The sequence below is a fragment of the Pedobacter panaciterrae genome, assembly GCF_013204795.1.
Classification (GTDB): Bacteria; Bacteroidota; Bacteroidia; order Sphingobacteriales; family Sphingobacteriaceae; genus Pedobacter; species Pedobacter panaciterrae.
The window spans coordinates 350952-370914 of sequence record NZ_JABMKW010000017.1; the positions used below are offsets into that span (position 1 = coordinate 350952).

Sequence of the window (19963 nt, forward strand, 5' to 3'; positions counted from 1 at the left end):
ATGTAGCAATATGCAAGAAGTATAAATTTTTACTATACCAAAGCACATGAATTATATACCAAAATAAGATTTAAACATAGTAAACCTTTTCTGGGAGTTTAAATAATACGCTCCTAGCCCAAAAAGTATATTTCAATGAGGATTCTTTTGTCTTGAAAATCCCGCTTCTTTCGCTGAAATCTTAGTCCGCAATTTATTTTACTGCTAGATGTAACAGTTGCTTTAGTATATAAAGTAAGTCATTTGGTATATATAAAATATGCGGATTCCACAAAAATATACTTTAGCCGAAAATTGCAACACTTAATTCAAAACTTCAATAATGAAAATCAGAATCCAATTCTTTCTCTTATTCTTTTTTGCCTTTGTATTTCATACCTATTCGCAGGAAAAAGTTACCCTTAGCGGTACAGTATCCAATAAGTCCAATACCGAAACACTCATTGGCGTAAACATTTACATTCCAGAAGTGAAGATAGGCATTACCACGAATTCGTACGGATATTATACCACAACAGTGCCAAAAGGGACTTACACCATTATCATAAGCTATGTGGGTTTTGATAATATAGAAGAAACCATCACGCTGATCGAAAACACCAAAAAGAACTTCGGGATGACAGAAAACAGTAAAACATTGGGTGAAGTTGTGATTAAAACCAATACCGCAAAAGAAAACATCCGGAAACCCGAAATGAGTACCAATAAACTGTCAATTGCCACGATAAAAAAGATGCCGGCTGTTATGGGTGAAGTGGATGTCTTAAAATCGATCTTACAACTTCCCGGGGTTACTAACGCACAGGAAGGCGCGTCGGGATTTAATGTCAGGGGAGGTTCTGTTGATGGAAATCTCGTACTGCTTGATGAAGCCGTTGTTTACAATACCTCTCATTTATTCGGATTCTTTTCTGTTTTTAACGCTGATGTAATCAAGGATTTAAAACTTTACAAAGGAGGGATTCCCGCCAATTTTGGTGGACGTATCTCATCAGTACTGGATATTTATCAAAAAGAAGGAAACAACAAGGAGTATCATGTTAACGGGGGGATCGGATTAGTCTCAAGCCGGTTGCTTGTTGAAGGTCCTATCGTTAAAGATAAAAGTTCTTTCGTGGTTGCAGGTAGAGGTTCTTACGCGCATCTTTTTTTGAAAATGGCGAATGAACCAAATTCAGCCTATTTCTATGACTTGAACACCAAGTTCAATTACAAATTCAACGATAAAAACAATGTTTTTGTATCGGGATACTTTGGCAACGACAACCTGAATTTTAACAACAGTTTTATAAACACCTATGGTAATAAACTTTTTAACCTCAGGTGGAACCATATCTTCTCAGACAAGGTTTTCTCCAATGCATCTGCCATTTACAGTGATTATGACTACCGTATTAAAGTAAAATCCGCCGGTCTTGACTGGAAAGCAGAGGTTAAAAATTACAATCTTAAATATGATTTTAAACATTATGTTTCAAATCACCTGACTTTAAATTATGGTGTAAATTCAATTTACTACAATTTTAATCCCGGAACGATCAGGCCGTTTAATGCGAGTTCAGCTGTCAATCCGGACCAGTTGGCCAAAAAATATGCCTTTGAAAATGCCATCTATATCAGTGCCGAACAAAACCTTTCCGAAAAATTATCACTGAATTATGGACTTCGCTACAGTAATTTTCAAAGATTAGGTGCGCAGCAAGTGTACACCTATGCCAATAATCAGCCAGTTGTTTACAATAAGGTGCTTCATATTTATGAAGAGGCTGAGCCAACAGGAACAATAAACTATCTGAAAAACAAAAAGATAGCCAGTTTTGGCAACCTGGAACCAAGACTTGCCGTAGCTTATTCGTTAAACAATGACCAGTCCATTAAGGCCAGTTACAATAGAATGAGCCAATATGTTCATCTGATTTCCAATACTGCTTCTGCAAGCCCGCTTGATATATGGGCGCCTTCTGACCAATACCTTAAACCGGAAATTTTAGATCAGGTAGCACTGGGGTACTTTCACAATTTTAAAGGCGGTAAATATTCTTTGGAAACTGAAACATTCTATAAAAAAGTGAAAAACAAGGCAGATTACATTGACGGCGCAGATTTATTGGGAATCGATGCTGTAGAAAGTGTGCTTTTAAACGGAGAAGGAAGGGCTTATGGTTTGGAAATGATGTTGAAAAAAAATACAGGAAAGCTGACGGGCTGGGTATCTTATACGCTTTCTAAAGCACAACAAAGGACACCAGGCAGAAATGCAGATGAACCGGGCATAAACAACGGAGAATGGTACAGGGCAAATTATGACAAATTGCATAATTTATCTGTTACGGGCGCTTATGCTGTAAGTCCGAAATGGTCATTTGGGGCTATTTTAACTTTCCAGAGCGGAAAAGCAGCGACATTTCCTAATGGAAAATACCTGTACCAGGGCGTTAATGTTGCGAGTTACGGAGTAAGAAATGAAAATTCTTTAGCCGCATACCACCGTATAGATGTATCTGCAACTTATACGCCTAAACCCAACAAGAAAAAAGGATGGCAGGGTGAATGGAATTTCAGCATCTACAATCTTTACAACAGAAACAATGCAGCATCGTACGCTTTTAGGCAGAATGAAGATACGGGAACAAGTGAAACAAGAAGAGTATCCATTTTTGGCATTGTCCCCAGTGTAACCTACAACGTAAAATTTTAAAAGCAACTCACTTATTTATAAAAAGATAAAAATGAAACTACTACAAAAAATTATAATTCTATCTGTTGCACTGTTTGTGACAGGATGCGAGAAAGCTGTTAATGTACCTCTTAAGACAGCATCGCCAAGATTGGTTATAGATGCGTCTATAGATTGGGTTAAAAATACAACGGGCAATGAACAAAAGATTGTATTGTCGACAACAACAGGTTATTACGGTTCCGAATTCCCAAGCGTTTCGGGAGCAGTAGTTACGGTAACAAATGCATCAAATACGGTCTTTAATTTTGTAGAAACTCCCGGAACTGGGCAATATGTTTGTCACAATTTCCTTCCCGTTATCGGCCAGGCTTATAATCTAAAAATTATATTAAACGGCGAAACCTATACCGCATCAGAAACATTTACCCCGGTTCCAAAAATTGAAGATCATATTGATCAGAACGACAAAGGAGGTGAAGTCGGTGATGAAATTGAAGTAACATTTTACTACAAGGATGATGCAAGTCAGGCAAATTCTTATCTAAACAGTATCAGGCAGCCGTATTCGCCGTTCCCTGAGCTTGAAGTTGAAGATGATGAACACACTAATGGTAATTTAATGCAGGAGTCGTATTCGCATGAAAAGTTAAAAGCTGGGGACCTGGTAGACTTTAAACTGTACGGGATTTCAAAAAGCTATTACAATTACATGTTCAAATTAATATTGGCTACTGGCAATGATGGCAACCCTTTTCCGACAACACCAAGTGCAGTCCGCGGTAATATTATTAATCAGACCAATAGCGATAATTACGCTTTTGGCTATTTCAGACTTGCAGAAGTAGACACAAAAAACTATAAGGTTAGGTAATTAACCTTTGCGCATTTAGTAAAAACCGGAATTATTATCTCCATGAAAAGTCCGGTTATTCAATAATCTTGGAGCAATTGAAGCGCTGCCATAAGGTATATAGAATCAACATACTTCGTGTGTAATTGAATAATATATAAATAAATGAATAATATAATAATTGTGCTTTTTCTATTTTTATCCGTTTTAAAAGTTAACGGACAAAGCGTTTCAATTGACTCAACAAAAAAAATTACAAACACCCAATCCAAATACAAATCGCTCATCATTCCGACTGTTTTAATCGGATATGGGATTGCTGGTCTTACAAGCCCCGCTTTAAAAGATATTAACATCAGTGTTAAAAATGAATTTAGGGAGCATGATGACAAGAAAGTAAACTGGGATGATTATGCTCAATACAGTCCGTTTTTATCAGTATATGCCTTAAATGCAATGGGCGTACATGGAAAAAATAATTTTAAAGACAGAACCATTGTTTTGGCAACGGCATATCTCATTATGGGCGGCTCTGTAAACATCATAAAAAAAACTTCAAAAGTTAAAAGACCAGATGGCTCAGATACCAACTCGTTTCCTTCGGGACATACCGCTACGGCTTTTATGGGTGCCGAGTTTTTATATCAGGAGTATAAAGATGTATCGGATTGGTATGGTATTACAGGCTATGCGGTTGCTGCCGGCACAGGTTTTTTTAGGATGTCCAACGAAAAGCATTGGCTTACCGATGTTGCCACAGGTGCAGGAATCGGAATTTTAAGCACCAAAATCGCATATTGGGTGCATCCGTTAATTAAGAAAACGATTTTCAAAGACAAAGATAAAGTAAATGGAACTGTGATGCCTTTTTATAATGGAAGACAATACGGGTTGGGATTGTCAATGACATTCTGAAAATGTGCACATAATCTTTTACTTTCCATAATTACCGTGATGCAAAACTTTGCAGGTCAATTTCAAAACGACAGCAATTCGGTTCCTTCTGATAATGAGCTGGCAAGTCTGCGGTGTCAGTCAATTTAACTATTCCTAAAAAATTAAATCCCGCCGAGGCATAATGCGCTATAAGTTTTGTGTTGTTACCCAGTGTGTCTAAACGTACAAATCTTTTGCCCAGTTGTCTTGCATACTCCTTGGACCATTCTACGATTTTCTCTATGTATCTGTTCCCGCGTAATGTCGGGTGTGTGCAGATCCGGTGGATGTAAATCGAATCATTCCTGTCTTTTTCTCCCCAGATCTCCTTGTCTTCAAAGGTAACGGCCCAGTTGCAGGCAATTAAATTGTGCTGGAGGATTTTCCATTGCCGGTTTTCTGTGATTTCATTTTTAATGAATGTGTTTTCAAAAACTGGCCAGACTACCATTTCTCTCTGAATTTGCAAACTCCTTGCCGCTTCATAAAGCGATTGTATTTCAGCTAAGTCAGTTAATAAACAATTCTTAATCTCCATATCTTATATTTTTTCAGAGACAATATCTGTATAAATGGAGGATTCATAAAATCCGAATCTTGCTAAATGTGATTTGACTGCGGGCTGGGGTACAGGAAACTTTCCGAATAATCAGGGGAATCTTAGGAATAAGAAGCGAATAGAAGAACAATCGACATTTAATGTGGCGAAAAAAATTGCGAGGTTAAGTTACATTTCAATACCGATCAGGGAACTCATTCAATATCAATAATAGATCATCCTTTGGCGGGAATTGTATAGGAGAATACCGCCCCGTGTGGCGTTGCATTCTTAGCCCAGATCCGCCCACCGAGCTTTTGAATAAAATCCTTACACATGGAAAGCGCTATTCCTGCGCCGTGCTGTGTAGAAGAACCGAAATTGCTGGATATTGAAAATAGTTTGCTGATGGTTTGTTCATCCATCCCCTGACCCTGATCTGCAACAGATACAATCACGGAATTGTTTTCCAGTGTACACGTAATCACAATTTCGCCATCCTCCGGGGAAAATTTAATGGCATTGGACAGTAAATTCCGGTTAACAAATTGCAGCATTTCTTTATCTGATATTGCAGTTACGTGCTTTGGAATTTGATTAAACACTATTATTTTTTTTGCTTTTAGTTGTTCCGAAACGATATCTGCTGATTCGCAGAACAGTTCATGGAGCACGAGTGTTTCTGCTTTATACTGGTAACCAGACAACTGCTGCTTGATCCATTGCAAGATGGTGTCAAATGATTCCAGCATGCCTCTGGCTTGCCTTTCTATATCGCCATAAAACTGTTCCATTTCTGTTTTTGTAAATTCAGGATTGTCTTTCATTAAGCCTGCAATGCCTATTGTAGAGACAAGTGGGGTTCTGAAATCGTGAGCTAAAATAGAAAAGAGTTTATTTTTGAATTCATCAGCTTGCTGCAAGGTTTTATTTTGCTCCAGAATTTTTAGGTTAAGCTGCTGCAGCTCATACTCGTGTTTACGCGAAATCTGGTATAAGCGGTAAATGAAAAGCAGTAAGAATAAACCGGCTACACAAACCGAAACCAGCAACCATATTTTGGTCTTGCTATTTTTGTTGATCACACTTAAAACAGCATTATCACCTTGGATCGTGTTGTACTTAATGTAATCTCCAACAAATTTTTTCAGCTTCTGGTTCTCTTCCGCCATCGCCCCTTCAAGTAACTTGTGAACATTGATGATTTGATCTTTATTACCCTGTAATGTAGTATGGGTTAGAATATTCGTCAGTATAGGGATTAATTCCAGGACATAGTCCTTTTCTTTGGCCAACTGATAGCTACGCCAGGCATAATGCAAAGCGCTATCGGGCTGGTTTGCATAATAGTTGCTATAAGCGCTAAGTATGTAAATTTCCTGATCATCAAGCTCATATTTTTGTGCTTCGGCCAAAGCACCGCCAAGCAGCTTCAGTGCTTCTGCAGAACGGCCTTTTTTTACTAAAAAATCGAATTCTAACTCCTTTACAGCAATTAGCACCCGGTGATCTTTGTACATGGATGCAATTTCCCGGGTTTTGTTAATGTAATACTGGGCACTGTCATTTGAAAGGGACGGATTACTCATGCAATAATTTGCGTACACCAGGCTCATGATGCTATCTCTTCTTCCCGTTCTAATAACCTGTCGAAAAAGATCAAGGCCTTTTGTAGAATCACCAAGACTCAAATATACATTCCCCATATTCATTATGACCTGACTCATATTTGCGGTATCCCTTTGAATCTTGTAGTGAGATAAAGCCTGAGTGTATAGTTGAAGCGACTCTTGATACATTCCCCTAATATAAAGTACAGAAGCGATTACATTATCCGCATCTGCCTTTCCCTTAGGATATTGCAATCTGGTAGCCATAGCTTTAGACATCATACCATAATAAAGGCTACTATCAACATTCTTCATGTGATAAAGCATCCCCAGACGATTTATGGAATTGACATAACTAATGCTGTCTTTAATGAAGGGCAGCTTTTGCTTCTCTGCTCCTATTAGATTAGACTGTCCCTGCACGGTGCCATAACAAAATAGCAGAATCAGTAAAAGATTGTGTATTAGTTTTGATGGGCGCATAATTTCTGTACAAATAGCTTAAACTAATTTATTACTAATTTCGACAAATACAGCCAAATATAAATCCTGGAATCTGTTCATTTTATTTATTTACAGGTATGTTGTCTTTCTATTTAGGTTTAAGCAATAATTTTCGCTCATAAAATATTCCAGTTAAAAACCGGATAAAATGGTTACAGAATTTGCACACGCTTATTTAGAGTGGCCGATACGTATCAGATACCGGAATCATGGTATGGCTGATAATCAGAGTGCCATCTGGAGATAATATTTTCCCGGTTTTAAATTCCGAAACTCGAAGGTACCGTCCTTATCTGAAGCCTTCGTAAGTATACGGTAAGAGTAGGCTTCAGAAGACATCATCGCCAGTGTGTTCCCCCTTTTATTTTTCATCTGCAAGTCATACCATTCATCAAAATACGGTGCACAGGGGAAGAGCGTTACAACAATACCCAAATAGGTATTATCCGGGTTCTTAGACTTCTTTGTGATGATACCATGTAGCGTTGCTGTGCCATTATTTAGCATACTACCTGCTTCGTGTTTGTTAAACGAAGCGCCCGGGAAAACTGGAACTGGCTGCTGCTCCTGGGCTTGCAGTTTAATTTTACAGGAAAATATGCACAAAATCAAAAACAAAACAGGTTTGCTTCTCATGACATTCATGTTTAGTACAAAAATAACAATTCCTATACTTTAAACCACTACTGGAAAACCAGTATTTTTAAAGGATTTGGGCAGAAAATTTGGAATAAAATTACGGTGCAATTAGGCAGGGAAAAGTTAAACGGGGACAATCAGCAACCAGCGGGGAAATTATAATAAACCACTGCGAGATTTGACGGCCTTTAAGCAGGGGCAAGTAAATCCAGAACGGCACATACCTTGCTTGTCATGGATCCCGCATGGAAAAACAAGAGAGGCAAAGTGGCATTTATGTTAAAGCGGATACTGATCCTAACAAGGGTTATACCCGTTCGGAACGCGCGCGGTAGCCGGCATTTACTTTTATCTCGGATTCAGGAAATCCCGCCGGTATTGAGAAAGTTTGACCCTTGTGGCAATAGCATGCAGGTGCTTCAAAAAACTTAAACCATTTTATTTCGGAGGTGTTAGCTATAGACACAAAAACTTATTGAAAATGGAAAACAACGCAGTAAACACAGAAATTTTAAATGATTTGATAGAAATCAACAATGATAGGGTAAAAGGTTATGAAAAGGCAATTTCAGAATTAACCGAAAACGACAGTGATTTACATTCCTTATTCTTGGAAATGATCAGGCAAAGTAACCAACACAGGTCAACATTAACACAAGAAATCCAGGTATTGGGAGCCAATGCGGATACGGGGACCACTACATCCGGAAAAATATACCGTGCCTGGATGGATATAAAAGCAGTCTTTACAGGACATGACCGGGAAACCGTTTTAAATAATTGTGAATTTGGCGAGGATGCTGCTCAAAATGCTTATAAGATGGCTTTGGAGACTGAGGGACTTTCAGCAAACTTGAGAAGTATCATTTCAGCGCAAAAAACAGACTTAAAGGCCTCCCACGATAGGATTAGAGCGCTACGGGATAGCGTATCTTCTTAATCTCGCTGATGTACGGCAAATAAAACCATGATCCCGGAAAACAAGTGCTTCTGCCGAATGAGTTCCGGGATCATGTTCGCTTTGATCAAAGACCAAAGTTAATGAGTTAGCAAATTACTTACTGAAAATAAAGTTCCTCAACTCTTTAGTTGAGCTACATTCAATAGCTAGACCAACTGAAAGATCAACCAGCAACTTCAATTTCATGAAAGTGCTGAGTTCGATCGCAAACCACGCCCGCTATTCCAGAGATAACAGATATCGATGCAGACAAAAGGCTAAAAATTCTACCGTCTGACAAACGATTTCCTCTGGGCTGCCCCGAAAAACTGTCCGTTCGCTAAAAAGCAATTCCTGAGCACTGATTGCATGGAGAAACATCGTGCCCACTGGTTTCTCTACAGTTTCACTGCCACCTGGCGCAGTGAGACCAGTGCAACCAATATGAATGTCGGCCGGCATCAGTTTTTGCAGACCGGAGGTGATCAGGCAGGTCACGATTTCCGATTCCGGAGTAAACGCCTTCAGGTGTGCCTGAGGCACACCCAACAGGGTGTATTTTAAATCTGCATCATAACAGACCACACCACCTTTCAGAAATTTTCCAGCGTCAGGAACCAGGCCAAATTCAGCAGACAAACGCCCGGCAGTTGCACTTTCGGCAAAAGCAATGGTCAGCTTATGTTTAATCAGCAACTCACCACAAAGCAGCAAAAGGTAATCATCAATCTCTTTTTTCATCGGTAAAGCGTTAAATTAACAACTAGTTTTATTATCCGGCTTCCATTTCCGGAGCATCAGCAGGTTTGGATTCCGGGGATCCTGTCACCTCAACCAATAAGGGGGAACCATTGGAAAGGAATATGACAACAAAGAATCCCCACTACCCGTTGTTTCATTAGCAACGGCTTAACCTTCCGTTCACAGGTTACTTTCTGTTCCTAACGAACATTCTTCATGGGGCAAATGTTTAAAAAAATTACGTGAGACCACAAATTTTAAGCATCTTGAAGGCTTGTCTGAGCTAAAGATGCAAGGAGCGCCCTGTGTTTTTTACCCCATTTGCTCAGCAGGGACCAAATGGGAATTAAATCTTTCGCTACTGCCGTCAGTTCATAGTCCACCCTGAGAGATTTTCCGATCACATCACTTTCCACTGACGAAATTCCTTATTAGTGTCAATACCTCATCAAAATGAGTGTCCAGCACATCATGCCCCCCATCCAGAACATGGATTTGTGCTTCAGGCAAGTCACGCTTATAGTACTGGACTTCTTTTACCGAAAAAATATTTCATGTTTCCCCCAAATGATAAGCGCTGGTGGTTTGTGATTGTAGAAATACTCCTGATAAACAGGAAACATTTCCAAGTGAGTTTTAAAATCACAATTTAGTTCAAACTGCCTTTCGATGTTACCCGGCCTTTTTAGAAATTCCCAGTCTAGCATCCACAGTTCCGGACTTACCCTGGATAATACCTCTTTGGGAAGTCCACCGAAGTATTGATTTTTTATACCCTCTTCGCTTAAAAATGTAATCAGTTTTTTCTTTTTTTCTGTTGTTGGATTGTACCAATAGTCAATGTATTCATCCCATTCCGGTCCCATACCTTCACGATGTGCATTGCCACTCTGAACAATTATACCGGCAATCTTTTCAGGGTGGTTTATGCATAATTTAAGTCCGATCGGCGCACCATAATCATGGAGATAAATAAAGAACTTGTTTAGATTTATTGCTTCGGCGAATTTGTTTATCAAAGCTGATATACCACTAAATGTATAATCAAAATTATCTGGTACGGGAAATTCACTAAAGCCAAATCCTGGATAATCCGGAGCCACAAGATGATACTGATCGGACATCGCAATCATCAAATTCTTGAAAGCTATCGATGAGGTAGGAAATCCATGTAAAAGCAGTAGCGAGGGATTCTCTTTATCTCCAGCCTCTCTGTAGAAGAGATCAATTCCACCAACTTTGATTGTTCTGTTGTAGATTTGCCTTGACATATTATTTAATTTGCCTAAAATTAGTGCAGTTTGAATCTAACAAGCCCTGGTACTACTCCAAAAACAATTCTTTTATTGAAATTGTTCTCAAATGTTTTTTTGTGTATATAGCCAATGGCTTAGGCTTGTCTTTATAATCTGCAAAATTGCCTGCATAGGTTTTCAAAGTCAATGTATTCACACTGGAAGGACGTAATTTGGCGTTAAACACCAAGGAACTGGCAAGGTTACTAATTATTAATCTGTCCAATTGTTCATTTTGATAAAAATAGTTCTTCCCTTGCTATCTTTTCGTATTCGCTTGTCCTATAAATCTGGTTATTGATAACTGGGGTGTCTTCCCTAAAAATTGGGTACAGTTAAGACAGCAATGGAAATATTCACGTGCGCTCAATGCAATATTGGAACCCATTGCTGTTATTTTATTGCTGCGCGCGCGCTTTGTCTTTGATCATGGGAAGGAACAGCTAAGTAATTCAGCGAACGGACTTATAATTCACATTGGCACCTTGTTTTGTCAAGACAATTTGCCAAAGCTGGTTTTTCCCACTCCTGAAGGAAGCTGCAGAAACATTAAGGTAGTATTCCCACATGCGATAAAAATTTTCATCGTATTGATCTTTTAATGCCGGCCAGGCAAGTTTGAATTTCCTGAGCCATTCCATTAAGGTCTGGTCATAATAATGGCCAAAGTTATGCCAGTCAAGTAGAACAAAGTGTTTTTCAATGGCCTTGCACATTTGTTTGAGAGAGGGAATCACCCCATTGGGAAATATGTAACGGTCAATCCAGGGATCAGTTATGTCTTTTTGCTCATTACTGCCAATCGAATGCAAAAGAAATAGACCCTCATCTTTTAAACTGCGACACACCGTGTTCATAAACACCTCATAATTTTTAGGGCCGACGTGCTCGAACATCCCTATAGAAACAATACGGTCAAATCTCTCATTAATGTCCCGGTAATCCTGCGTCCTAATTTCTACAGGTAAATTTTCGCAGCGCTTAGCTGCCATCTCAGCCTGATTTACAGATATGGTAATTCCGGTTACATGTACACCATAGTGTTGTGCTGCATATTGTTCGAAGCCTCCCCAGCCACATCCAACATCCAACACCTTAAGGCCCGGTACAAGCTTTAATTTACGGCAAATCAGCTCAAGTTTCCGCTCCTGGGCATCGTCAAGATTTGCGGCGTTTTCCCAATAGGCACAGGAATACATCATATATTTATCTAGCATTTGCTCAAAAAGCGCATTGCTTAAGTTATAATGTTTTTCCGCTACTTTAAGTGATCTTTCACCAGATTGACGGTTCATTAACTTTGCAGATAGCAAGAGGTACAATAAATTTAGGTTACTCTTAACTTTCTGTTCCAGATTGGAATGCAAAATGCGATATAAAAAATCATCAAGCATGGAACAATCCCACCAGCCTTTCATATAGGATTCTCCCAAACCCATTGAACCCCTATGCATTACAGTATCATAAAACCTGCTATCCTTAATTTGAATGTCGGTTGGGGCATCGCCATTGATCTTAATGCCCGCAACGGCAAGCATCTTTTCAATAATTAGCCTGGTATTCATAATTACATGCATTATAAAGTAACAACAACCTGTAAACAATCTTTCTGATATAAGGAGAACAGGCAGCATGATAACAATTACGAAAGGCGTTCGGTTTTGGAAACGCTGTAGACATTTTTTTCTTTGGATTGTTTTTATGCAATGACTTCTGTTTTTTTCTTAACGACTGCCATGTCCTGATAAAATGACAGATCAGAATTTTAAAGGCATAAAAAAGGAAATAACCAATTATGGTTTCTTTAAGCTGGGGAACTGGGAACCCACTAGAACATTTAGAGGTTATTTTATCAATCATCCAAGAGATTTATGAGAATAAAAAAGAAAAATAGAATTTCCGCCCGCTATTAAGAATAATTACCCATTCTGAGGATTACATAGAATATCTAAAAGTGTTTTGTAAGATCGTAGAGCCTATAATTGAGTATCTGCATTCGAAAAAATACATCGATTTTTAAAAGTACAGTCTGCCAAGTCTTATTTTTCAACCTCCGTAAGCCACGGTAGTTTGAATTAAAAACTTAGCGGAACAGAAATATTTTTTGTATAATTTATATCGTAATTTAATAAATCAATGGGAATATTCAATATAGAATGATCCCCAGCCAAACTGCACAAAAAAGTCCGCTTTCAAATCGTGTGCATTTCATCTGTTGTACTAATTGAAAGAATTATTCGCAATTTTTAGTCTATACGCGAGAATTTTTTTTAAGCATCGGAAATATGCAGCATTCCAAGAGCAACGCAAAAAGCGAAACTACCCAGCGACAACCAGCCTAACCGAAATTTGCCCATTATCGCAAAACCTATCGTTGAACCAAACAGCAGAAAAAACCATCTCATGGCATAGTTTCTGCCTTCATTTTCACTTTTCAGTATTTTTTCAATCTCTAACTGGAATATTCCATAGAGATCATCTTGCTTTTCAGGCTTTGATTAAGTAACATTCGTATCGGCGTTAGCAGAATCACTTATTTAGACAGCCAAAAGCATAGGGTTGGAGTATGCAACTCAATGACACAATTGCTAAGAATTGTTCTTTAGCCCATACATTTTCAAACTCTTTTTCAGAACAATTCTCGCTCCATGGATTCTGGTTTTGACGGTACCAATAGGGATATTCAGTTCCTTGGCGATCTCATGGTATTTATATCCTTCAAAATACCTGATGAAGGGATAAGAATAATCATATGGAAGCATCCTAAGCGCTTTGTGAATGTCATCGTGAAAGCATTTATTAACACCCAAATTTCCAGAAGAATTCAATTGATAATCAGCTGCCAGCGCTGTACTTTCCTCCATGTAAATTTGATGTCTCGCCTTTCTTCTGTAGTTATTAATAAAAGTATTTTTAAGGATCATATACAGCCAGGCTTTTAAGTTAGTTCCCTCCTCAAACTTATGTGCATAACGAACCGCCTTAAGGAAAGTATCCTGTACCAGATCATCTGCATCTTCCTTATTTTTAGTAAAAGACATTGCAAAAAATCGTAAACTGCTTTTCAGTTTTCCGAATTCTGACTGTAAATTGATCATATCTGCTTTCATAGTATATCGGGTTAAGTGGCTAAAAAGCAACAACCAAATAGCATACCCAAGACTCCTTCTGTTCCTTTTCATATGGCAAAAACGGTAAATTTACCCTGATTTCGGGTGTTATGCTCGCTCTCAACACGTAGATGACGCAGTACAACCAGTATTTCTACCTGTAAGAAAAAAAAGGTACGTGTATATTAAATAATTCAAGGTAAAGGAGTCAGTTCCTGCTCTGATTAGGGATTTAATGCTTATTTTTACATTACGGCGCTGAATCATATAAACTATGACCAAGCGTTACCCGTAAGTATAAAATAATGTCTACCGAAACAATAAAGAAGATGCTAAAAGTTATACTGGCAGAGGACCATAACATCGTTAGAAATGGCATTCGGATGTTATTGGAAAATGAGCCTGACTTTGAGGTAATTGGGGAGGCGACTAACGGCAAAGAGGTATTGGAACTGCTAGAAGGCAATGTAGAAGCTGGGCTTATTCTTGCAGATATCAATATGCCCGTTATGGATGGAATGTCCATGCTGAAGGCCATAAGAACAAACTATCCAGATGTAAAAGTAATTTTCTTGTCCATGCTGGATAATGAGAAATACATTAGCCAGGCTTTTAGGGAGGGCGCTTCGGGCTATGTTTTTAAAAACGTAAGTTCCGATGAACTGATCTTCTCCCTGAAGCAGGTACATAGTGGTAGCCGCTATTTGTGCACTGAACTTGCACTAAACCTGTTGGATAGATCCTTGCAGGAAAATCCTGTATTTACCACAGCACCGGAAAGCAAAATTGAGTTTTCGCAACGGGAAGTTGAAGTACTTCAACTGATCGCTGAAGGATTAACCAATACAGAAATAGCCGAAAAGATCTTCATCAGTAAGCGAACAGTGGAAGGTCATCGTCAAAGCATACTGGAAAAAACAGGTTCAAAAAATACAGCCACATTGATCAGGTTTGCGGTATTGAACGGATTTATCTCTTAACTGTCCCTTGAACCGGATTTAAATCAATAGGCAATGTGATCTGTATTCTGGTGCCGGATTCATCCGATTTGATTTCTGTTTTTCCGTTTAACAGCCTTACATTTGCCTGTATTGTTGATAATCCAATCCCCTTATTTTTGACTTCCGCCCAGCTAAAACCACTCCCATTATCCTCTACCTGTATTTGAGTGACATTGCGTTCAATCACGATTTGGACCACGGCTTGACTGGCATGGGCATGCTTAATGATATTGACCATAAGTTCCTGCACGATTCTATAGATAGAAAGCTGGATGTATTTGTCCAGCGCAAGTGGGTCACCAGTGAAGTGACAGTTAAAGGAAACCTCCCCCCTCAGCTGCCAACAAACATCTTCAAGAGCGGCCTTAAGTCCAAAATCTTCCAGGGCAGGCGGCATAAGTTCATGAGAGACCCGTCTGCTTTCTTTAATACATTTAGTCAGCAGGTCCTGGGCCTCATTTAATATTTTCTGTTGTTCGTTGCCTGCATTAGAAAGACTTGGTTTCAGGCGGTCAAGGGTAAGTTTAATTCCATAAAGAATCTGCCCAATACCATTGTGAAGGGTTTCAGCAATCCGTTTTCTCTCCTCTTCCTGTACCTTAAGTGTTGCCCGAATGATCTCCTGTCGCTGCTTCTTTTTAGCCTCATTGTGTTCCAGCCAAAGCTGATGATTTTTCTCCTGAAGTTCTTTCCTTTCGGTAATGTCCTCTGAAACACCAACAATATGACTGGGCTTCCCGGCATGATCATACTTATAAATGCTTCTTCTGGTCCGGATCCAATGGACATGACCAGCTGCGTCAATCAACCTGTAGGTCAGCTCACTTACCTTACTGTTTTTTGCGTTTCTCAGTTCAGCAAGGTTGTTAAAGAAATTATTGCGGTCTTCTGGATGGATAAATTCACCATAAAAGGAAATGTCCAAATGCCTGATCTCCTGTGGCGACTTGTTCAGTAAAGTAGCAATTTTATAATTGGAATAAATCTGCCTCCGGTTGATCAGATCAATAGCATAAACCATATCCGGTGCCGAATCTGCGATGCTATTGATTAATGCAGCATTCTCTCTGATCGCCTTTTCAGCATGCTTTCGCGCACTGATATCCATGTTGGTTGCGACAAGGCCATCTCCCATCTTTACAAAATTACAGTAGAACCATTTGTGAATACCATTGTAGGCAAAAGCATATTCCTTTCCGTCAGGTTCTGCCGTTTCCATTACCCTTAACATGATGTCGAATAATCCCGCGGCACGTAGACCAGGATATTCCTCCAAATAGCGTTTCCCTACAAGGTCGTTTCGATTAGTTTCCTTTTCCAGTTCTTTACTTACCATTTTTATGAGAAAATCATTGATCACACCGTCCTGGCCACGGACAGCCTCCAAAACAGACATGCCTACCAGAGTGCTGTCGAAAACCGACTGCAGCATATCCAAGCTGGTTTTTGACTCCAACTCAACCTGCTTATGTTCGGTAATGTCGTCGGTGATGGCCACCAACAGGTTATTCAACCTGACAGCTTTAATTCTGAACCAATGTTGCATTTCCTCTCCAGCATAGCAGGTTTCAAATTCCGCCGGACGTCCACTTATGGCAACTTTTTTGAACTCATCAAATATCCCGGTGCTCAGGGTATGTGGAAACACATTGCTATAAAGTTTACCCACCACCTCACTACTGGATAAGCCTGTTGTTTCTAAAGTAAATTTATTGAACATCAGAATCTCAAAATCTGCTACTTCAGATTGCTGGTTATAAATAATATTAAATACAGAAATAGAGTTGGGTGCTGCATCAAAAATGGACTCCAGCAAATCCTTGCTTTCTTTTAATTTCAGTTCGGCATTCTTCTCCTGTGTGACATCCTGCCAGATGTGAAAAGCGTAGGTCGGCTCACCTTCCTGATTACGACGGAAAATAGTCCCTCTTAAACGCAGCCAAATGTATCCCCCGTTTTTGTGCTTCGCCCTGTATTCGATCTGCTCAGTTTCACCATCCTTCAGCAAATTCACCCGCTTATAATAATCCAGCAGTGACTGCAGATCCTCAGCATGGATTAAATGGTCTGCCCCCCCGTCTGAGGACATGGAGATCATTTCTTCCCGGGTATATCCTACCAGCATCAGCGGATCCCTGTTGATGTACTCCAATTTTCTGGAAGGAAGTCGCACTACAGAGACTACGTCTGGCAGCGTGTCCATAATCGACTGAATGAAATGGGTTTGTGCTTCCAATTCCAGCTCTGTCTTTTTCAGTGGGGTAATATCACGTTCAATGGAAAGAATGCTTTCTATGCACTGCTCGGCGTCAAATTCAGGCACCATCTTGGAAAAATAGAAAAGCTCCCCAAAAGGTCCGGGGTAACTGTAGTAATGCTCCTGCGCCTTACCTGTGTTAAAAACTTGTTTCATCTTTTCCATCCAGGGTAGCGCCACTTCAGGTGATTGGCCGATCTGGATCAGGGTCTTCCCTACTAACTGGTCTAATGTCCTGCCCGTCTTCTGGGTATATACCTGATTAGCATATAAGAGCTGCAAATCCCTGTTCCACCGGCTAATGGCATCAGGGGTATTTTCTACAAGTGTTTGATATTGATGTCCATTTGTCTTAAGTTCAGTAATTTCAGAGAACATCACAATTGCTCCGCCGTTTTCAGCTCGCAGAGCAGTCATGCTGATCCATGTGCCGCTAACTGTAGAAATATATTGACAGGAAACTTTTGTTTGCTCCGACAGCGCAGCATTAATAGAAGCATAGCAATGTGTCGGGATAGATTCCATAAATATCTCCCCCACATTCCGACCCAAGATATTTTCTTTTTTCAGCTGCGAAAAATGCTCTGCCTCTCGATTCAGGTAGACAAACCTACCCTCTTTATCCAGCAAGTAACAAGCAATGGGTATTGAATTGAGCAGATATTCTGAAAGATGTTCATAAGAATTTATTTCCATAAAAAGAGGGCCGGTTTAGAATGCCTTATATTTCTTATTGCTGTTATCTAATCACTAAAACATTCATTTCTTACCAATATTATTTGCTTTTATATTTAGATGATGACCGCTGCAAAAAGGAAAAAATAACTAGAACCAAACGAATCAGTCATCAGCAACATATGGCCGTAAAGTGTTTAAGTTTTCAATTGCATTCCCTATGGTATTGTTAAAATAAGTATAAACTTGCTTTCCTTCAGTCATCCAGTTCCGAATAGAAGAAGTATACTCATAAAGAAATCCATCCTCATAGCTACCCAGGTAGTCTCCGCCAGGACCATGGAACCTGACGTAAACACAATCGCGATCGGAGTTGAGCATATAGCCGCCCTCATGAAGTTTATCATGCAAAACCACCCCCATCTGGTAATTCTCCAACATGCGATAAATATCCTGCTGGTACCAGCTTTGATGTCGAAATTCTAAAGCTACCTTCCAGCTACTCTGCGGATCACACTTGTGAATACAATCCAACAAGCTCAACAGTTTTCTGACAAGAGCTACTCTAAGACTTGCGGGAAATTGCACCAAAAGGCATCCCTTTTATCCCTCACCATCAATTTCTTATTGAATAACTGAAAGCAGCCTGATCTGGTTGACAATTGGCTCGGCAACCCGTTACTCATTTCCTATTATGTTCCACTGCGGATCAGCCGCAGCAATACCGCAATGACTGCAATGACCAGCAGTGCATGAATAATTCCTCCAGTATAAAAACCACCCAGAAAACTTATTGCCCAGATGATGACTAGAATGACCGCAATAACATACAGTAGATTTCCCATAATATTCTGCTTTAAATTTAAATACTAATCTTATAACCGCCTGAAATGCTTTTTGTTTTAGCTATTTTCCATGTTAGTCCCTTCCAGATAGCTATAAGAATAAGATAGCAAATGAACCAAAAACATTTTAAACAGTACTTGCAAAGTCGATTCAACAGATCTTTCTGTGAAAGCCAAATCAATTTATTTTCCAGAGTTTATTCAACTTACCAAGGGAGTTGCCCTTAATAATAAAAGCAAACACCACTAAAAAGAAACGTGTTAAGAAAACTCAGTATTTCCTGCACGGACTGCGAATTCCAGAAACCCACATGGTCTAGGTTACAGAACTCTCATTCATCTCTCCACTTAAGCCTAGCGTTTTAAGTAGCTTTTAAGCTGACTTTTAATTCATCGTCTCTTTGGTTATATCGAAGTAGCTAAAGGAGAAGTCTTTAAGATGATATGGACTGCTGGCTGAATTTCCTCACAAGTTTCCCTTGGATATAAAACAAACTTTCTTTCAGACTGGCATCACAATATAGATATCCTTTAGAGACTTCCTGGCATCAGTCGCCATCACTAGCGCACTAATGATCTGGCCTGTTACTGTGCTTTCGGTAAAAGCCGTCCTAATTTAAACGAGATAAAACAAAACCCTATCCTTCGACAGGGTTTTACTCAATTGTTTTAAGCGACTTAAACCGTCATATTTGCCTCAGTCATTGCGATATCTGTCAGCAGGCTATCTGTTTCCTTTTCTTCTGCCAGCGTTTCAGCCAACAAGGCTTCGGCATCCTCATGTTCCATAAGTCGAGCATAGGTAACAAGGCAGCCATAACTGGCAATTTCGTAATGTTCAACTTTCTGCGCTGCCGCAATCAATGCAGCATCCAGCGCCGGAGAGTCTTCAAAACTTTCTAAAATTTCATCTGCCTCTTCCAGCAGTCCTTCCATTGCTTTACATTTTTTAGCTCTGACGGCTAATCCTACGGATTCAAAAACCTGTTTTAATCGGTCAATCTGCCCTTCGGTTTGTTTATAGTGCGTCTGAAAAGCATTCCTCAGTGACTCACCGAAAGCCCCGTTTGCTAGTTTTTTCAAACCTTTTAACAATTGTTTCTCCGCGCCTAGTATGTCTCTCAATTCATCTACAAATAGTTCATGAAGATGAGCATTAGGCATTTGTGCTTGATTTGTAGTTGCCATAATTTTTCATTTTTAGTTTAAGAAATTTGTGTTGGAGTAACAATCCGGGATTTTTTTGGTTTTCTCCTGTTTACAGGAATCCAAAATACCTCATTGCAGAAATACACATATCACCCTATTTATCAGCATATTACAAAACAAACCAGCGACAAGC

Annotated in this window: 17 protein-coding genes; 5 read left to right on the plus strand and 12 right to left on the minus strand. The window is 39.4% G+C overall.

What is annotated here, in order from left to right:
• Positions 1 to 322 precede the first annotated feature (322 nt).
• The 3 genes from HQN86_RS12760 (at position 323) to HQN86_RS12770 (ending at position 4445) form a co-directional block, all read left to right on the plus strand.
• The gene (locus tag HQN86_RS12760; RefSeq protein ID WP_172661338.1) at positions 323 to 2698 is read left to right on the plus strand and encodes a TonB-dependent receptor; all 2376 of its coding nucleotides are present in this window, start codon (positions 323 to 325) and stop codon (positions 2696 to 2698) included.
• Between the two features lie 31 nt (positions 2699 to 2729).
• On the plus strand, positions 2730 to 3551 hold the full coding sequence (locus tag HQN86_RS12765) for a DUF4249 family protein (RefSeq protein ID WP_172661339.1): 822 nt from the start codon (positions 2730 to 2732) through the stop codon (positions 3549 to 3551).
• A gap of 144 nt (positions 3552 to 3695) precedes the next feature.
• A complete protein-coding gene (locus HQN86_RS12770; RefSeq protein ID WP_172661340.1) occupies positions 3696 to 4445 on the plus strand; it encodes a phosphatase PAP2 family protein in 750 nt (249 codons plus the stop codon).
• Between the two features lie 31 nt (positions 4446 to 4476).
• Here HQN86_RS12770 and HQN86_RS12775 read toward each other — a convergent pair whose 3' ends face one another.
• The 3 genes from HQN86_RS12775 to HQN86_RS12785 form a co-directional block, all read right to left on the minus strand.
• Entirely contained in the window at positions 4477 to 5004 is a 528-nt protein-coding gene (locus tag HQN86_RS12775; RefSeq protein ID WP_172661341.1) for a GNAT family N-acetyltransferase, read from the minus strand.
• 236 nt (positions 5005 to 5240) lie between these two features.
• Complete coding sequence (locus tag HQN86_RS12780; protein WP_172661342.1) at positions 5241 to 7097, minus strand: tetratricopeptide repeat-containing sensor histidine kinase; 1857 nt, start codon at positions 7095 to 7097, stop codon at positions 5241 to 5243.
• A gap of 246 nt (positions 7098 to 7343) precedes the next feature.
• Positions 7344 to 7754, minus strand: a complete 411-nt coding sequence (locus HQN86_RS12785) for a prealbumin-like fold domain-containing protein (RefSeq protein ID WP_172661343.1) — start codon at positions 7752 to 7754, stop codon at positions 7344 to 7346.
• A gap of 484 nt (positions 7755 to 8238) precedes the next feature.
• Here HQN86_RS12785 and HQN86_RS12790 point away from each other — a divergent pair, with 484 nt between their 5' ends.
• On the plus strand, positions 8239 to 8697 hold the full coding sequence (locus HQN86_RS12790; protein WP_172661344.1) for a ferritin-like domain-containing protein: 459 nt from the start codon (positions 8239 to 8241) through the stop codon (positions 8695 to 8697).
• A 240-nt stretch (positions 8698 to 8937) separates the two neighbouring features.
• On the opposite strand, the gene HQN86_RS12795 is transcribed toward HQN86_RS12790, so the two are convergent.
• The 5 genes from HQN86_RS12795 to HQN86_RS12810 all read right to left on the minus strand — a co-directional run bounded on the left by HQN86_RS12795 (position 8938) and on the right by HQN86_RS12810 (position 13843).
• Positions 8938 to 9438, minus strand: a complete 501-nt coding sequence (locus tag HQN86_RS12795) for a CinA family protein (RefSeq protein WP_172661345.1) — start codon at positions 9436 to 9438, stop codon at positions 8938 to 8940.
• A 536-nt stretch (positions 9439 to 9974) separates the two neighbouring features.
• On the minus strand, positions 9975 to 10709 hold the full coding sequence (locus HQN86_RS12800; RefSeq protein ID WP_172661346.1) for an alpha/beta fold hydrolase: 735 nt from the start codon (positions 10707 to 10709) through the stop codon (positions 9975 to 9977).
• A 52-nt stretch (positions 10710 to 10761) separates the two neighbouring features.
• Positions 10762 to 10959, minus strand: a complete 198-nt coding sequence (locus tag HQN86_RS26720; RefSeq protein ID WP_216854395.1) for a hypothetical protein — start codon at positions 10957 to 10959, stop codon at positions 10762 to 10764.
• Positions 10960 to 11185: 226 nt separating this feature from the next.
• On the minus strand, positions 11186 to 12298 hold the full coding sequence (cfa, locus tag HQN86_RS12805; RefSeq protein WP_172661347.1) for a cyclopropane fatty acyl phospholipid synthase: 1113 nt from the start codon (positions 12296 to 12298) through the stop codon (positions 11186 to 11188).
• Between the two features lie 1023 nt (positions 12299 to 13321).
• Positions 13322 to 13843 carry an RNA polymerase sigma factor gene (locus HQN86_RS12810; RefSeq protein WP_246269591.1) on the minus strand — a complete coding sequence of 174 codons (522 nt, stop codon included), beginning with the start codon at positions 13841 to 13843 and terminating at the stop codon, positions 13322 to 13324.
• A 329-nt stretch (positions 13844 to 14172) separates the two neighbouring features.
• On the opposite strand from HQN86_RS12810, the gene HQN86_RS12815 reads away from it, so the two are divergent.
• Positions 14173 to 14823, plus strand: coding sequence for a response regulator transcription factor (locus tag HQN86_RS12815; RefSeq protein WP_172661348.1), 651 nt, complete (start codon positions 14173 to 14175; stop codon positions 14821 to 14823).
• Here the strand turns inward: HQN86_RS12815 and HQN86_RS12820 are convergent.
• From HQN86_RS12820 to HQN86_RS12835, 4 genes are all read right to left on the minus strand, one after another.
• A complete protein-coding gene (locus HQN86_RS12820) occupies positions 14813 to 17797 on the minus strand; it encodes a PAS domain-containing sensor histidine kinase (RefSeq protein ID WP_172661349.1) in 2985 nt (994 codons plus the stop codon). The two genes, HQN86_RS12815 and HQN86_RS12820, sit on opposite strands and share 11 nt — an antisense overlap.
• A 144-nt stretch (positions 17798 to 17941) precedes the next feature.
• Positions 17942 to 18364 (minus strand): DUF72 domain-containing protein, encoded by a 423-nt coding sequence (locus HQN86_RS12825; protein WP_317171715.1) that lies wholly within the window; start codon positions 18362 to 18364, stop codon positions 17942 to 17944.
• 104 nt (positions 18365 to 18468) lie between these two features.
• A complete protein-coding gene (locus HQN86_RS12830; RefSeq protein WP_172661351.1) occupies positions 18469 to 18621 on the minus strand; it encodes a lmo0937 family membrane protein in 153 nt (50 codons plus the stop codon).
• 678 nt (positions 18622 to 19299) lie between these two features.
• The gene (locus tag HQN86_RS12835) at positions 19300 to 19809 is read right to left on the minus strand and encodes a DUF892 family protein (protein ID WP_246269593.1); all 510 of its coding nucleotides are present in this window, start codon (positions 19807 to 19809) and stop codon (positions 19300 to 19302) included.
• Positions 19810 to 19963 lie beyond the last annotated feature (154 nt).

Excerpts from the sequence above, each read along its gene's own strand:
- HQN86_RS12760 (WP_172661338.1), top strand. The coding sequence starts at position 323 with ATGAAAATCAGAATCCAATTCTTTCTCTTATTCTTTTTTGCCTTTGTA.
- HQN86_RS12765 (WP_172661339.1), top strand. The coding sequence starts at position 2,730 with ATGAAACTACTACAAAAAATTATAATTCTATCTGTTGCACTGTTTGTG.
- HQN86_RS12770 (WP_172661340.1), top strand. The coding sequence starts at position 3,696 with ATGAATAATATAATAATTGTGCTTTTTCTATTTTTATCCGTTTTAAAA.
- HQN86_RS12775 (WP_172661341.1), bottom strand. The coding sequence starts at position 5,004 with ATGGAGATTAAGAATTGTTTATTAACTGACTTAGCTGAAATACAATCG.
- HQN86_RS12780 (WP_172661342.1), bottom strand. The coding sequence starts at position 7,097 with ATGCGCCCATCAAAACTAATACACAATCTTTTACTGATTCTGCTATTT.
- HQN86_RS12785 (WP_172661343.1), bottom strand. The coding sequence starts at position 7,754 with ATGAGAAGCAAACCTGTTTTGTTTTTGATTTTGTGCATATTTTCCTGT.
- HQN86_RS12790 (WP_172661344.1), top strand. The coding sequence starts at position 8,239 with ATGGAAAACAACGCAGTAAACACAGAAATTTTAAATGATTTGATAGAA.
- HQN86_RS12795 (WP_172661345.1), bottom strand. The coding sequence starts at position 9,438 with ATGAAAAAAGAGATTGATGATTACCTTTTGCTGCTTTGTGGTGAGTTG.
- HQN86_RS12800 (WP_172661346.1), bottom strand. The coding sequence starts at position 10,709 with ATGTCAAGGCAAATCTACAACAGAACAATCAAAGTTGGTGGAATTGAT.
- cfa (WP_172661347.1), bottom strand. The coding sequence starts at position 12,298 with ATGAATACCAGGCTAATTATTGAAAAGATGCTTGCCGTTGCGGGCATT.
- HQN86_RS12810 (WP_246269591.1), bottom strand. The coding sequence starts at position 13,843 with ATGAAAGCAGATATGATCAATTTACAGTCAGAATTCGGAAAACTGAAA.
- HQN86_RS12815 (WP_172661348.1), top strand. The coding sequence starts at position 14,173 with ATGCTAAAAGTTATACTGGCAGAGGACCATAACATCGTTAGAAATGGC.
- HQN86_RS12820 (WP_172661349.1), bottom strand. The coding sequence starts at position 17,797 with ATGGAAATAAATTCTTATGAACATCTTTCAGAATATCTGCTCAATTCA.
- HQN86_RS12830 (WP_172661351.1), bottom strand. The coding sequence starts at position 18,621 with ATGGGAAATCTACTGTATGTTATTGCGGTCATTCTAGTCATCATCTGG.
- HQN86_RS12835 (WP_246269593.1), bottom strand. The coding sequence starts at position 19,809 with ATGGCAACTACAAATCAAGCACAAATGCCTAATGCTCATCTTCATGAA.